We start from the raw sequence: 14,480 nt of genomic DNA, 5'->3' as shown, positions 1-14,480 counted from the left end.
AAGGGCGGTGCGCGTCATTCAGCGCACCGCCCTTTGTTTATGTTGCTCGCCGTTCGATTAGAACGTCAGCACGCTCAGGAACATGCGCTGCAGCCAGCCCACGGTCGTGGCGTCGTTGAGCAGGCCGTGGCCGACCTCTTCGATTCGCGCATTGGCAATCTTGCTGGAATCCACGTAATTGTCGGATTCGACATCGTTGGGGTTGACGATGCCCGACAGGCGCAGACGCTGATGCTCGCCGCTCATTGCAATGATCTTTTCGCCCGACACCACGAGATTGCCCGTTGGCGTCTTGCTGATGATGGTGACGGCCAGCGTGCCGCTCATGTCGCTCGAGAGCGCGTGGCTGCCGGAGCCGTTGAAGGTCGTGGAGGCCGAGCCGATATTGAACAGACGCGCAAGACGCGCAGCCGTTCCGGTCGACTGGTCGGCGGCCGTGGCGGTGATGTCGCTCGAGCGTTTGGCCGCGGCGGTGGCCGTGTCGTTGCCGGTAAGGGTTTCGGAAAGACGGATCGTCAGCACTTCGCCGATGCGCTGGGCGCGCGGCGTTTCGTAGAGCGCGATGGACGTGCCCGCCTGATAGATCGAGCCGCCCGTGTTGATATTGAGCGGCGCTTCGGCGAGCGGCGGCGTCATCGGCGTCTGGACGATCGACTCGGGCGTGGAGCAGCCCGCGAGCGTCGCCGCGATGGCGGCGCCTGCGAATACGCAGGGCAGCGATCTTTTCATGGCTTTCCAGTGCGTAACGGAAAGTAAGGATTCCGATTTGATCGGTGCGACGTGGGCGCAGGAAGGTTTCATCATGTATCGTCGGGTTGCGCGTGAAGGTGGGCTCGGTTTGACAGCCGGAATATTCAGCCTTCGTCGAACTGGCTGACCTTCAACGCGCGCTCGAAGCCCTTGGGGCGCGGGCTGGATGGTTTGAGCAGATAGGTGAGCGTGGCGCGCCCGCCGTCGGGCAGCACGCAGATCGTGATCGTGCTCGATGCGTTGTCCCATTCGAGCAGGGGCACGTCGCTATTGCCGCGCATGTGCGGCTTGCCGTAGCGCGCCGCAAGCAGGTCGCGCAGATCGAACGCCGTCATGCTGTCCACCACAAAGGACATTTCATAGAGCCGCAGCGGCTCGCCCGGCGCATCGTGCGCGAAGCGCAGTACGTGATCGATGGCGGGCGCGCCGGCCACGACCGCGAGCGAGGGCGCCCAGCCGTTCGAGGTGCGATGCGCCCATCGGCAGGCAATCGTCGGACTACCGTCGCTCTTGAGCATCATGCCGATGCTGCCGCCGGTCACATCGGTCTCGCAGATCAAGGTGCTTTCGTGCGGTGTCGCGCGCACCATGTTCGCCTCGCGCAACGCGGTGAGCGTGATGCCGAGCGAGATGCCGCGAAACGCGAACGGCGTGTCGTCCGGCACGGCAGCGCGCGCGCGTGACGGTGCCGCTGGCGCACGGCGTTGCGGCGCCGCGTGTGACGGCGCTGCGCTGGCCGTTTTCTGCTGGACTTGCGCAGGGTCGGCCTTGTGCACTTTCTGGGCGTCAGCCTGCGTGATATGGGCCGACGCAGCGGCGCCCGACGCACCGGCGCCCGACGCACCGGCGCCCGACGCAGCGGCGCCCGACCCAGCGGCCGCCATCCGGACGGTGCCGGTCACAACGTTGCCTGATCCATCGGCGTGCGCCGGCATGGCGAGCATGCCGGCGCTGAGCGCACCGATGGCGCCGACCGCACAGACGATCCACGATGCCCGTTTCATCGAGCGACTCCGTTTAGTCGATCGCCGCCGAGCACGCATCGAACGGGATCGCCGCCGGATGACCGACGACGGGCACGATCTTCAGCGTGGCCGAGACGAGGCGACAGGGAAGCGCCACCACCGCGCAGCCGTCGAGCGGCAGCGCAAGGCTGGCGAGCACGAGTGCCGACGCGGTGCGCGCAATACCCTTGGGAACACGCATGGCGAGCAAACGCGACGAAACTTTGGAGTACGACATAGCGGTCGACGCAGCGGTCATGCAGTAGTGTTGATGTGATTGCCGAGCGGGCCGCTCGGCATGGTCGGACGCACGGTTTCCGGCTGGGCGGGCGTGCTGCCCGACGAGGTTTGCGTGCCACCGGTCCTGGTGTTGCGGTTATTCGCCAGCGGTTCGAGCGACGAAGATTGGGAGAGGGTGCCGGAGCCGATAGGGCTGGTCATATGGGGCCTCCTTGGCAGAGTGAAACGAGGAGGAGGGTGCGCGCTGTCGCAGCGGCCGCCCTCCGCGAGGCGCCGCACGAAAAGTGGCTTCCGTGGCGGCGCAGGGAATCTTCGCGTCAAGCGGCGCGCCATGAAGCAATAATCAAGGGGCCCTTTGCCAAAAGCCTTACGAGCCCTTTCGCGGGTATACAAATGCCCGCGCCCAAGCCCCATTGCGCCGCGGAAAATGTTGCGCAACCTTGCGGTTGGTAAGGGCTGAAAACCTTGCCTGGCGGGCCTGAGGGAAGCATGCGTTTTCCGCATGCTTCCCTCGACAATTAATCGTTTGTGAGCCAATCCGCGACGGCGGGATACTGCGCCCACCTCAGACGTGGCGACGATCAGGCATCACATCATGCGAGCAGATTACAACTTCATTAACGGGACATTCACCGAAACGGACGGGCAGCGCATCGCCGTCCATAACCCCGCGACGGCCGAATTGATCGGCCACGTGAGCGCCGCGAGCGCCGCCGACGCGATCCGCGCCGTCGAGGCCGCGGTCGCCGCGCAGCGCAGCTGGCGCCGCCTGCCGGCCGCCGAGCGCGGCGCGATCCTGACCCGTTTCGCCGACGCGATCGACGCCCGCTCGCCCGTGATCGGCGCGGTGCTGGCCGCCGAGTCCGGCAAGAGCGTCGCGGACGCCACGGCGGAAGCGCACTACGCCGCCGAGATCCTGCGCTACCACGCGCAGTGGGCCCGCCGCATCGAAGGCGAGGTGATCCCGAGCGACAGCGCGAACGAGAACCTGATCCTGATGCGCGAGCCGATCGGTGTCGCTGCCTGTCTGATTCCGTTCAATTTCCCGATCTACACCTTGTTGCGCAAGATTGCGCCGGCGCTCATCACGGGCAATGCCGTGGTCGCGCGGCCGAGCAACAACACGCCGTGCTCGGCGTTCGAAGTGGCGCGCGCCGCCCAGGACGCGCAACTGCCGCCGGGCCTCTTCAACCTGCTGGCGATGGACCACGACACGGCGGCGGTGCTCTGCACGCATCGCGATGTCGGCATGATCACGCTCACGGGCAGCGTCACGGCCGGGCGCAAGGTGCTCGACTACTGCAAGGAAAACATCGCGAAGCCGTCGCTCGAACTGGGCGGCAAAACGCCGGCCATCATCGAGGCCGATGCCGATCTCGAAGCGGCCGCCACGGCTATCGTGCGTTCCAAGACGACGCACTGCGGCCAGCTCTGCACGGCCATCGAGCGCGTCTATGTGCAGGCGTCCGTTCATGCGCGTTTCGTGGCGCTGCTGCGCGAGAAGATGAGCGCCGTGAGTTTCGGCGACCGCGCGGTGGACGCGGCGCGCATGGGCCCGCTCGTGAGCGCGCAGGCGCGTGCCGCGATTCATGCGATGGTCGAGCGCGCCGTGGCCGATGGCGCCGTGATCGAAACCGGCGGCTATCTGCCCGAAGGCCCGGGCCATTTCTATCCGCCCACACTGTTGAGCGCATGCCGCCAGGACATGGAGATCGTGCAGGAAGAGATCTTCGGCCCGGTGCTGCCGGTGCTGTCGTACGAGACGCTCGACGACGCGCTGCGCATGGCCAACGATCATCAATTCGGTTTGTCGTCGGTGCTCTATACGGAGCGCTATCGCTCGACCATGCGCGTCGCCAACGAAATCGAGGCGGGCGAGCTGTATGTCAACCGCACGCCAGCGGACCCGTATCAGGGCTACCACGCAGGCTGGAAGCGCTCGGGCCTGGGCGGCGACGACGGCAAGCACGGCATGCTCGAATTCACGCAGACGCGCCTCGTCGTCATGCCGTTCTAAAAACGTAGTAGTTCAATCGATTCGTTCGGATAGCTGAGCGAATGTGTGGAAGGGCGTCCGCTGCAACGGAGGCCCGCTTGAAGAAACGCCGGCTGCTGCATGGACGCTTTCTGGATGTCCCTGCAAGCGCGTTGGCGGTATGGAGACAATCTTGCAGAAGTCCATCGCGAAACCCATCGCGCCGGCGGCCTCGCCGCGCGCCGACGCCTCGTCCATTGTCACCTCGTCAGGCAAGATGCAGCGTTACGGTCAACTGCTGCTGCTCGTGCTGGCAGCGGGCGCCATCTACCCGATTCTCTATCTGCGCCAGGTCTATCAGACCACCATGCTCGATGTCTTTCACATCGACAATGCGCAACTGGGCTACCTGTACTCGGTGCTCGGCATCATCTTCTTTCTTTCGTACCTGCCGAGCGGCTGGCTCGCCGACCGTGTCGCGCCGCGTCTGTTGATCTGCTTCTCGCTGATCGGCACGGGCGCGCTGGGCCTCTGGTATTCGACGGCGCCGTCGTTTCCGATGCTGCTGGTGATCTTCTGCTGCTGGGGCCTGACGACGGGTCTCACGTTCTGGGCTTCGGTGCTCAAGCGCGTGCGCATGATCGCGGGGGCGAACGAACAGGGGCGCTTCTTCGGCCTGCTGGACGGCGGCCGCGGCCTGGTCGAAGCGCTGCTGGCGACCGTCGCGCTCGCGCTGTTTGCCGCCGCCACGGGCTCGGGCCGCGGCGAAGCCACCGGTCTGCGTCACGTGATCTTTCTGTATTCCTTCACGTGTATCGGCATTGGCGCGCTGATGAGTTTCTTCAAGGACGCAGCGCCTGTCCAGGCGGATGCGGCCGATGCCAGCGAGTCGAAAGAGCGCGGCGCACTCTGGAGCGATCTCAAGATGCTCGCCGCGATCCCGCAACTGTGGCTCGTGGCGGCCGTGGTGTTCTGCGGTTACCAGATCTTCTGGGCGACCTATAGCTTCTCCGCGTACCTGCAACAGGGCGAGATGCATATGACGGTGGTGGCGGCGGGCATGGTCACGACGCTCAAGCTGTGGATGCGTCCGCTCGGCGGCATCGGCGGCGGCTATCTGGGCGATCGTCTTTCGAATCTACGTGTGTTGATCTGGGCGCTGTTCCTGGCCGTCGCGGGTCTGATCGGCCTGATCGTGCTGCCCTCGCTGCACAACATGGCGGTGCTCGGCGCGGTCGTGCTGTTCATCGGCCTCATGACCTACGCGATTCGCGGCCTCTACTGGACGCTGCTCGACTACTGCGCGATTCCGATGCGCATTACGGGCCTCGCCATCGGCCTCGTTTCGTTGATCGGCTATTCGTCGGACATTTTCCTGCCGCTCCTGAACGGCTATATCACGGAGCACTACGCGGGCATGCTCGGCTATCAGTTCTATTTCGCTTACGTAGCGGCCATCGGCACGCTCGGCGGTATCGCGGCGCTGGTGCTCAAGCGCATGTCCCATTTCCAATCTGCCTGAATTCGCTCGAACCATGAAAGTCGTTGCATTGCAAACCCACGTCGTCGCGGTGCCTCCCCCGCACCTCGGCGGTATGTACTGGATCTTCGTCACGCTGCAAACCGATTGCGGCATCGAGGGCGTTGGCGAAATCTATGCGGCCACCTTCCATCCGGACGTGATGGTGCCGGCCATCGAAGACGTGTTCACGCGCTATCTGTTAGACCGCGATCCGCATCACGTCGAGCGCCTGTGGCGCGAAGCGTATTCGAGCGGCTTCACGCAGCGTCCCGACCTCACGATGATGGGCATCGTCAGCGGGCTGGAGATGGCCTGCTGGGACATCATCGGCAAGGCGGCTAACAAGCCGGTCTATGAACTGCTCGGCGGCATGGTGCACGAGCGTCTGCGTTCGTACACCTATCTTTATCCGAAGAACAGCAAGGGCGAGTACGACTACGACGACCCCGATCTCGCCGCCGAATGCGCGGTGCAGAACGTCAAGCAAGGCTTCACCGCCGTGAAGTTCGACCCGGCAGGTCCGTACACGGCGTATTCGGGCCACCAGCTTTCACTGGAAGTGCTCGACCGTTGCGAAACGTTTTGCCGCAAGGTGCGCGAGGCAGTCGGCAACAAGGCCGACCTGCTGTTCGGCACGCACGGGCAGATGGTGCCGTCGTCGGCGATTCGTCTGGCGAAGCGCCTCGAAAAATACGACCCGTTGTGGTTCGAAGAGCCGGTGCCGCCGGGCCAGCCGGATGCGATGGCCGAAGTCGCGAAGCACACCAGCATTCCGATTTCGGCGGGCGAGCGCCTGACCACCAAATATGAGTTCCACAAGCTGCTGGAAGCGGGCGCTGCCTCGATCATCCAGTTGAACGTGGCGCGCGTGGGCGGTCTGCTCGAAGCGAAAAAAGTGGCGACGCTTGCCGAGGTCTATTACGCGCAGATCGCACCGCACCTCTATAACGGGCCGATTGGCGCAGCGGCGAGCATCCAGCTCGCGGCCTGCACGCCGAACTTCCTGATTCAGGAAAGCATCGGCACCTGGGGCGGCTTCCACGCGGAAGTCCTCAAGCAGCCGCTGCAATGGGAAGACGGCTACATCATTCCGTCGAAGGCGCCGGGTCTGGGCGTCGAACTGAACATGGACGTCGTGCGCGCCCATTCGCCCTATACGGGCAAGCGTCTGCATCTGCAGATGGCGAGCCAGCCGGCCGACGTGCGCGATACGTCGCCCGCACGCGGATAAACGTGGGAAACATGCGATGAACTACGACTACATCATCGTCGGCGCGGGCTCGGCGGGCTGCATTCTCGCCGAACGGCTCTCGGCCTCGGGACGCCATTCGGTGCTACTGCTCGAAGCGGGTGGCTCGGACAACTCGTTCTGGTTCAAGATCCCCATCGGCTTCGCCAAGCTGTACTACAACAAAGTCCACAACTGGATGTACTACAGCGAGCCGGAACCCGAACTCGCCGGGCGCCAGATCTACGCGCCGCGCGGCAAGGTGCAGGGCGGTTCGGGCTCGATCAACGCGATGATTTATGTGCGCGGCGCCGCGCGTGACTTCGACGACTGGGCGGCCGCCGGCAATCCGGGCTGGTCGTATCAGGACGTGCTGCCGTATTTCCGCAAGCTCGAATCGCATCCGCTCGGCGATACGGCCTGGCACGGCGCGAACGGTCCCGTGCGCATCACGCCGATGAAGGACGGGGCGCATCCCATCTGCAAGACCTTCCTCGAAGGCTGCGAGCAACTGGGTTATGCGCGCAACGACGACTTCAATGGCGCGAAGCTCGAAGGTGTGGGCATCTACGATGTGAACACCCGCGACGGTCAGCGCGCGTCCAGTAGCTTCGCGTATCTGCATCGCGCTGGCGAGCGGCCGAATCTGAAGATCGAGCATCATGCGCATGCCACGCGCGTGCTGTTTGCCGCGAATGAAGGCAACGGAGAGACGCCGCGCGCGATTGGCGTGGAGATCGAGCAAAAGGGCGTGAAGCGCAGTTTCCGCGCGAACCGCGAGGTGATCGTGGCGGCGGGTGCGGTCGATTCGCCCAAGCTGCTGCAACTCTCGGGCGTGGGCCCGGGCGCGCTGCTCAAGCAGCACGGCATCGACGTGGTGCATGAACTGCCTGCAGTGGGACAGAATTTGCAGGACCATCTGTGCGTGAGTTTCTACTATCGTTCGCGCGTAAAGACGCTCAACGACGCGTTCAGCAGCTGGGCCAGCAAGCTCAAGTTCGGCATGCAGTATCTGTTCCAGCGCAAGGGACCGTTCTCGATGAGCGTGAACCAGTCGGGCGGCTTCTTCCGCACGACGGCCGATCAGGCGCATCCGGACATGCAGGTGTATTTCAACCCGCTGTCGTATCGGATTCCTAAGTCAAATCGCGCGCAACTGACGCCGGAACCGTACTCGGGCTTTCTCGTCTGCTTCAATCCGTGCCGGCCCACAAGTCGCGGTTCGGTCGAGATTGCCTCAAGCAAGGTGGCGGACGCGCCGAAGATTCGCGGCAATTATCTGTCGACGCAGAAGGATCGCGACGAAGCCATCGCGGGTAGCCGTCTCGTGCGCAAGCTGATGGAGGCCCGCGCGCTGAAGGCGATCACCGTAGAAGAAGTCACGCCCGCAGGCGAAGTCACCGACGACGCCAGCATGCTCAAGTTCTTTCGCGAGCAGAGCGGGTCGATCTATCACCTGTGCGGCACCTGCGCGATGGGCCCGGACCCGCGTACCTCGGTGGTGGATGCGCGCTTGCGTGTGCACGGCATCGACGGGTTGCGCGTGGTCGATGCGTCGATCTTCCCGAACATCACGTCCGGCAACACCAATGCGCCGACCATGATGGTGGCGGAGAAGGGTGCGGACCTGATCCTCGAAGACGCGGACAGCACGATCGCCGCGCAGGGGCTGGCCAGGACCGTTCAGCGCGCCGCGGCGATCTCTTCCTGAAGCCACTGCCTGAAAAGCTGGAGCGGCCTGGACGCTTTCTGTTCGGGCCGCACCACGAACCAGTAGGATTGCCGACCCTCCACGTGGATGTCGCGCACCGGCGCGAGCAGGCCGTCGGCCAGTTCGCGCCCGATCATGTTGCGGTCGGCCATCGTGACGCCCAGTCCTTCGATGGCGGCGCGGATCGCATGGTCGAGCAGATCGAATTCATAGCCGCCCGAGGTGTCCACGTCCTCGATGCGCGCGGCGTCCAGCCAGTGTCGCCAGGTCAGGTAGCGCTGGTTTTCCGCGGCCAGCACGTGCAGCAGCGTCTGCTGCCTGAGATCGACGGGGCCGTTCGCCAGCAGCGCGGGCGCGCACACCGCGATATGCGATTCGTGCATCAGCACTGAACTTTCCAGTCCCTCCCATTCGCCATCGCCGAAACGGATCGCGCAGTCCAGCGCCGTCGAATCGGCGAGGCTGTCCTGCAACTGCGTCGTGAGGCTCAATTCGAGCGAGGGATGGCGCGCGTGCAGGCGCGTGAGACGCGGCACGAGCCAGCGGCTCGCGAAGGTGGGCGGGGCGTTCACGCGCAGGCGATTCAGGTCGCTCTTCTGCTGGATCGTGCGCACCGTCAGCTCGATACGGTCGAACGACTGCTGGAGCGTGCGCAACAGCGCGCGCCCGGCGTCGGTGAGTTCGAGCCGGTGATGGTGGCGTTCCAGCAGGGTCTCGCCCAGTTGCTCTTCGAGCTGGCGCACCTGGCGGCTCACCGCGCTCTGCGTCACGTTCAGCTGCTCGGCGGCGCGGGTGAAGCTGCCGCTCGTGCCTGCCGCCTCGAACGCCTTCAGGGCATTGAGCGCCGGCATTTTTCGCTTCAAGGTGGTCTCCTCGCGGGCGGCGCCGTCTCGAAAAGACGGGGCGCCAAAACGTCGGAGTATACCGGGCTGCGTGGCGCGACGGCGCGAGGCTATTCCGCGCGACGCTGCTCGCGCGGCACCATTCAGGGCGGCACCATTCAGGGCGATGCCATTCAGCGCCGCGCCCGCGAGAGCGCCGCGAGCCCAAGCGTGATGGCCAGCGCGAACACGTAAAGGCCGCCGGGGCCGAGCAGGCGCATGAAGAGGGAGGCTAGCGTCGGCCCGGCCGCGCCCCCCAGCGAGAACACCAGCAGCAAGGTGGCGCTCGTCTGCACCCGGCGGGTCTGGTCGACGTGATCGTTGACGTCCGAGACGATCACGCCATAGAGCGTGAAGGTGAGCGCGACGTAGAGGAACAGCAGCGTATCGACGAGCCAGGGCGTGCGCACCACGATCAGCGCGGCGGCTGCGACGGCGGCGACGAGCGAGACCGCGCCGAGCGTGGCGCGTCGGCCGAGCCGGTCGGAGAGGCGGCCCACGGGCCATTGCGAGAGCAGCGCGCCGATCAGCACAATGCCCATCGCGTGCGAAATGTCGCTGGCCGGAAAGCCGATGCGCGCGAGATAGACCGGCGTGAGCGCATAGAACGCGCTGGAGAGCAGGCCCGCGCCGATACAGGCGGGCACGCTGCGCGGCGCGACGCGCGCGAGTTCGCGCAGGCCGTCGAGCAGCAGCGTGGGACGCTTGGGCATGGCGAGCGGCGAGGCGCGGGCCGCGGCGGCGGTCACGGGTGGGGGCACGCTGTGCTGCCAGTCGCCGACCAGCGCAACGGGAATCAGCGCCAGCACGTAGAGGCCGTTCACGAGTGCGTGTTCGAGATTGCTGCCGGGCGCACCTACGCCCAGTAGAAACTGCCCGGCGCTCACGCCCAGATAGGTGAGCACGAGATAGAGTGCGAAGGCGCGCCCGCGCTGTTCATTGGCCACGGCGCCGTTCACGCCGCTTTCGATCGACGTGAACACGCCGACCATGCTGAAGCCAGTAACAAGCCGCAGCACGGCCCAGACATCGGGCGAATCGAACGAGAGATAGCCGAGCGCGGCCAGCGCCGTGAGCGCGCCAAAGCCGATAAAGGCGCGCTGCGGCCCGATCCGCCCCACGAGCGGACCGAGACCGAGCGCGCCGACGATAAAGCCGACGTAGTAGCACGATTGCACGAGGCCGACGCCGAGCGCACCGTGCGCCGCCTCGAGCATGCGCAGCGAGATCAGCGTCGTGAGCAGGCTGTTGCCGCAGACGAGAATCGTGTAGCCGCCCAGCAGGCCGTAGAGCGCCCGCATGCGTGCCTTAGTGGGTCGTGCCGCTGCGGCGCTCGACGAAGCGGCGCACGTAGTCGTCGGCGGGGCGGTGCAGGATGTCGTCGGGCGTGCCGCACTGGATCAGACGGCCGTCGCGCAGGATCGCGATCTGGTTGCCGATGCGCAGCGCCTCGTCCAGATCGTGCGTGATGAACACGATGGTCTTCTTGAGCGTCTTCTGCAGTTCGAGCAACTGGTCCTGCATCTCCGTGCGGATCAGCGGGTCGAGCGCGGAGAACGCTTCGTCCATCAGCAAGACATCCGTATTGGCGGCCAGCGCGCGTGCGAGGCCCACGCGCTGGCGCATGCCGCCCGACAATTCGTCGGGGTAGCACTCGCCGTAATTGCCCAGGCCCACTTTGCCGAGCCATTCGCGTGCGCCTGCGAGTGCCGCAGCCTTCTTCTCGCCGCGCGTGACGAGCGCATAGGCGGCGTTGTTGAGCACGGTCTGATGCGGCAGGAGTCCGAAGCTTTGGAACACCATGCTCACGCCGTAGCGGCGCAATTCGCGCAGGCCGTTGTCGGAGAGCTTGAGCACGTCTTTACCGTCGATCAGGATCTCGCCGACCGTCGGCTCGATCAGGCGGTTGAAGTGACGCACGAGCGTGGACTTGCCTGAGCCCGAAAGACCCATGATGACGAAGATCTGCCCCGAGCCGATCGACAGGCTCACGTCGTTCAGGCCCACATTGCAGCGCGTCTTTTCCAGCACTTCGGCCTTGTCCGCGCCGCCGCGCAGCAGTTCCAGCGCGCGCTGGCTCGCGTCGCGTGAGCCAAAGATCTTGTACACGTGTTTGACTTCGATGCCGCTCATGTTCGTTACCTCTTTGCTTGTTCGGGGTGCAAGGCGTGGGTGCGCTGCGCCGTTGGGCGCAGCCGCGCGCCTTATTTAGCCGGCTGGCCGCTCAGATCGCTGGCCTTGGACGCATCGTTATCGGCCTGCTGACGGGCGCGGCGAAACGGAATGCGCGAGGGCTGTTTGCCCTGGCGTGCGATGCCGCGTGTGCGGCGTCCTTGACCGTAGCCCTGGCTGATGCGGTCGATCACGATCGCGAGAATCACGATGGCGATGCCGGCTTGCGTGCCCTTGCCCACATCGAGCGTCTGGATGCCCGCGAGCACGTCTTCACCGAGGCCGCGCGAGCCGATCATCGAGGCGATCACCACCATCGACAGCGCCATCATCGTGGTCTGGTTGATACCGGCCATGATGCTCGGACGCGCGAGCGGCAACTGCACGCCGAACAGCAATTGCATGCGCGTGGTGCCGAAGGCGCGTGCGGCTTCGACGATCTCGCCATCCACATGACGGATGCCCAGATCGGTCAGACGGATCAGCGGCGGCAGCGCGTACACCACAGTCGCGAGAATCGCCGGCACCTTGCCAAGGCCGAACAGCATCAGCACCGGAATCAGGTAGACGAAGCTCGGCAGCGTTTGCATGACGTCGAGCACGGGCAGCAGGACACGGCGCAACGTGCTGCTGCCGGCCGCGAGAATGCCGAGCGGCACGCCCAGCGCCACCGAGATGACCGTGGCCACGACCATCAGCGCGAAGGTCTGCATGAGCTTGTCCCAGAGCCCGAAGCAGCCGATCAGCCAGAGCAGGCCGACAAACAGCAGCGCCACGCCCACGCGGCGCGACGCATGCCAGCTCAGCAGACCGACGAGGGCGAGCACGAGCAACGGCGGCATGGCGCGCAGCAGGCCTTCGAGCGGCACGAGCACGTCGCGCAGCATCAGCACGCTGAAGTTGTGGAAGGCGTCGCCGTACTGCTGCACGAACGCCGTGACCTGATCGTTGACCCAATCGGCGATCGACAGGTGAAGAAAGGGGGATCCCATGATGAGCCTCATTCTGCTTGTGACTGCGTATGACTGCTTGTGACGTGATGCGGGTGAGCCGGTCAGGACTTCACGACTTCAGACCGGCCTGTACGCGCGCCGCGACATCCGGCGTGACCCATTGCTTCCAGATTTCGGGGTGCTGCTCGAAGAAGCTGCGCGCGACGGTGGACGCGTCGAGCTTCTTGTCATGCATTTGCTGGACCAGTTGTTCGTCGAGCGGCAGCGGCAGGCTCACTTTCTCGAAGAACGAGACCGCGCCGGGTTCCGATTCGAAGAACGGCGTGGAGACCGCGACCTTCAGATGCGAGACCTTGAACGCGGAAGCGCAGGGCGTGCCCTTCGGTTCGGCGATGGTGTTCCAGCAGGCGTCGGAATAGGGCGCGCCCGCAAGCTGCACGAAGTGATATTTCGCCATTAACCCGGCCGGTTGCCAGTAGTAGAACAGGATGGGCTTGCCGCGCTCGTAGGCCGAGGCGATGGCCGCATCGAGCGCGCCGCCCGTGCCCGGGCGGAAGTTGGTGTAGTCGTCGCCGAGTTTGTAGGCCGACATCAGGCGATTGTTGAAGCGCTCGCAGTCCCAGCCCGCCGGACAGTTGTAGAAGCGGCCCTTGCCGGGTTCTTCGTCGTCGCTAAAGAGGTCTTTGTATTGGGGCAGTTGCGCGATCGAGCGCAGTTGCGGCGCGAGCGGCTTGATGCCGCGTTTGGGGTCGCCGTTGATGACGTAGTCGGGTACGTACCAGCCTTCCTTGTCGCCGCCCGGGATCAGTTCGCCGACCAGCTTCACGCTGCCATCCTGCAAGCCGCGCGCGATGATGGGGCTGCGGCCCGTCCAGTGTTCGGCCCATACCTGCAGGTCGCCGTGAGCGAGCGCCGTTTCCGTTGCGGCCGTGGCGCCGGGCACCACTTCGGTCTTGCAGCCGTAGCCTTTTTCCAGCACGGTGCGGACCATTTCGGTCATCAGCGCGCCGCTCTCCCAGGTGATCTGCGCGAGCTTCACCGTCTTGCCGGCCTGGCACCAGCTGGATGCCGCGAAACTGCTCGTGGCGGCGCACGTGAGCGCCAGCGCGGCGGCGATCTGTACGCCTGCGCGTGTGATTCGTTTCATGTCTCCTCCTGTCGACCAGCGTTCGTGCTTCTGGAGCATGTCTCTGGTCCCATACACAAGTTGTTCGTGATGTCGGGGTCGCCCTTGCTGTTGTCCTGTTTGCTACTGCGTGCAACGGGCTTTTCGATTTGGCGCGAACAAAGTCTAACGGCAGCATTTTGGGTTGCGAAGCCACGAAAAGTCATCGAAGCATTACCGGATCTCATGCCGATGATCGGGTGTCATGCCCCCATGAGATTTCATAGCTTTTTGCCGGACCTGGCGTGTGCTGGAATTCGTCTCGACGCGCAGCTTGCAATGAACCAAACGGCGACGCTGCGGCGCACCAATCAAACACCGGCACTATGGAGACGGAGTCAGATATGAAAGCCTTGGAAGTCTATATCGGTGAGGGTTTTGCAGGACCAGGCGTAAACGCTGCCCATATCAACATCATGATCGGCCCGCGCAACGGTCCCGTGGGCCAGGCCTTCACGAACAGTCTTTCGTCGCCGTCGCAAGGGCATGTGCCCTTCATGGTGGTGGCGCAGCCCAACGTGCCGGTGAAGCCCGCCACGCTCTATGTGAACAAGGCCGACATTCGCGGCGATCTGCACGGCAACGCCACGTGGGGCGCTTCGCAGGCGGCCATCGCGCGCGCCGTGACCGAAGCGATGCTCGACGGCACGCTGCCGCCGGAAGCCGAAAACGAATGGTGCATCGTGACGGCCAACTGGGTGAACTGGTCCTGCGACGATCTCGATGCCGTCTACGAGAACAACTACGCCGCCTGCAAGACCGCGATCCACGCCGCGATGAATGGGCTGCCCAAGCTCGACGACATTGCGAAGATCAAGGATCAGATCAGCAATCCGTTCTATACGCCCAAGGCCCGCGCGGCCTGAACCCCGACTCTCC

At 64.8% G+C, this 14,480-nt stretch carries 14 protein-coding genes; 5 read left to right on the top strand and 9 right to left on the bottom strand.

All coding sequences use genetic code 11. From position 1 onward, the window contains the following. Positions 1 to 57: 57 nt before the first annotated feature. From U5782_RS02695 to U5782_RS02680, 4 genes are all read right to left on the bottom strand, one after another. Positions 58 to 729 (bottom strand): flagellar basal body L-ring protein FlgH, encoded by a 672-nt coding sequence (locus U5782_RS02695; RefSeq protein WP_322042316.1) that lies wholly within the window; start codon positions 727 to 729, stop codon positions 58 to 60. Between the two features lie 125 nt (positions 730 to 854). Next, positions 855 to 1,754: a hypothetical protein gene (locus U5782_RS02690; protein ID WP_322042315.1), complete on the bottom strand. Its 900-nt coding sequence runs from the start codon at positions 1,752 to 1,754 to the stop codon at positions 855 to 857. A 13-nt stretch (positions 1,755 to 1,767) separates the two neighbouring features. Beyond that, positions 1,768 to 1,992, bottom strand: a complete 225-nt coding sequence (locus tag U5782_RS02685; protein WP_415914228.1) for a DUF6726 family protein — start codon at positions 1,990 to 1,992, stop codon at positions 1,768 to 1,770. 17 nt (positions 1,993 to 2,009) lie between these two features. Beyond that, positions 2,010 to 2,195: a hypothetical protein gene (locus U5782_RS02680; protein WP_322042314.1), complete on the bottom strand. Its 186-nt coding sequence runs from the start codon at positions 2,193 to 2,195 to the stop codon at positions 2,010 to 2,012. A 394-nt stretch (positions 2,196 to 2,589) separates the two neighbouring features. On the opposite strand from U5782_RS02680, the gene aldA reads away from it, so the two are divergent. From aldA to U5782_RS02660, 4 genes are all read left to right on the top strand, one after another. Next, positions 2,590 to 4,011, top strand: coding sequence for an aldehyde dehydrogenase (aldA, locus tag U5782_RS02675; protein ID WP_322042313.1), 1,422 nt, complete (start codon positions 2,590 to 2,592; stop codon positions 4,009 to 4,011). 235 nt (positions 4,012 to 4,246) lie between these two features. After that, positions 4,247 to 5,491 carry an MFS transporter gene (locus tag U5782_RS02670; RefSeq protein ID WP_415914242.1) on the top strand — a complete coding sequence of 415 codons (1,245 nt, stop codon included), beginning with the start codon at positions 4,247 to 4,249 and terminating at the stop codon, positions 5,489 to 5,491. A gap of 13 nt (positions 5,492 to 5,504) precedes the next feature. Beyond that, positions 5,505 to 6,722 (top strand): mandelate racemase/muconate lactonizing enzyme family protein, encoded by a 1,218-nt coding sequence (locus tag U5782_RS02665; protein ID WP_322042311.1) that lies wholly within the window; start codon positions 5,505 to 5,507, stop codon positions 6,720 to 6,722. A 16-nt stretch (positions 6,723 to 6,738) separates the two neighbouring features. Then, complete coding sequence (locus tag U5782_RS02660; protein WP_322042310.1) at positions 6,739 to 8,430, top strand: GMC family oxidoreductase; 1,692 nt, start codon at positions 6,739 to 6,741, stop codon at positions 8,428 to 8,430. Here the strand turns inward: U5782_RS02660 and U5782_RS02655 are convergent. The 5 genes from U5782_RS02655 to U5782_RS02635 all read right to left on the bottom strand — a co-directional run bounded on the left by U5782_RS02655 (position 8,403) and on the right by U5782_RS02635 (position 13,583). Further along, positions 8,403 to 9,281 carry a LysR substrate-binding domain-containing protein gene (locus U5782_RS02655; protein WP_322042532.1) on the bottom strand — a complete coding sequence of 293 codons (879 nt, stop codon included), beginning with the start codon at positions 9,279 to 9,281 and terminating at the stop codon, positions 8,403 to 8,405. The two genes, U5782_RS02660 and U5782_RS02655, sit on opposite strands and share 28 nt — an antisense overlap. A 164-nt stretch (positions 9,282 to 9,445) precedes the next feature. Continuing rightward, on the bottom strand, positions 9,446 to 10,612 hold the full coding sequence (locus U5782_RS02650) for an MFS transporter (RefSeq protein ID WP_322042309.1): 1,167 nt from the start codon (positions 10,610 to 10,612) through the stop codon (positions 9,446 to 9,448). Between the two features lie 7 nt (positions 10,613 to 10,619). After that, positions 10,620 to 11,444 (bottom strand): betaine/proline/choline family ABC transporter ATP-binding protein, encoded by an 825-nt coding sequence (locus U5782_RS02645; RefSeq protein ID WP_322042308.1) that lies wholly within the window; start codon positions 11,442 to 11,444, stop codon positions 10,620 to 10,622. Between the two features lie 71 nt (positions 11,445 to 11,515). Further along, positions 11,516 to 12,475 carry a proline/glycine betaine ABC transporter permease gene (locus U5782_RS02640; protein ID WP_322042307.1) on the bottom strand — a complete coding sequence of 320 codons (960 nt, stop codon included), beginning with the start codon at positions 12,473 to 12,475 and terminating at the stop codon, positions 11,516 to 11,518. Positions 12,476 to 12,545: 70 nt separating this feature from the next. Continuing rightward, entirely contained in the window at positions 12,546 to 13,583 is a 1,038-nt protein-coding gene (locus U5782_RS02635; RefSeq protein WP_322042306.1) for an ABC transporter substrate-binding protein, read from the bottom strand. Between the two features lie 362 nt (positions 13,584 to 13,945). Between U5782_RS02635 and fae the strand changes: the two genes are divergently transcribed. Further along, a complete protein-coding gene (fae, locus tag U5782_RS02630) occupies positions 13,946 to 14,467 on the top strand; it encodes a formaldehyde-activating enzyme (protein ID WP_322042305.1) in 522 nt (173 codons plus the stop codon). Positions 14,468 to 14,480 lie beyond the last annotated feature (13 nt).

It is taken from the genome of Paraburkholderia sp. J67, assembly GCF_905220265.1.
Taxonomy (GTDB): Bacteria; Pseudomonadota; Gammaproteobacteria; order Burkholderiales; family Burkholderiaceae; genus Paraburkholderia.
The sequence above is the reverse complement of the archived record's forward strand: the minus strand, read 5'-3'. Positions and strand labels throughout refer to the sequence as shown.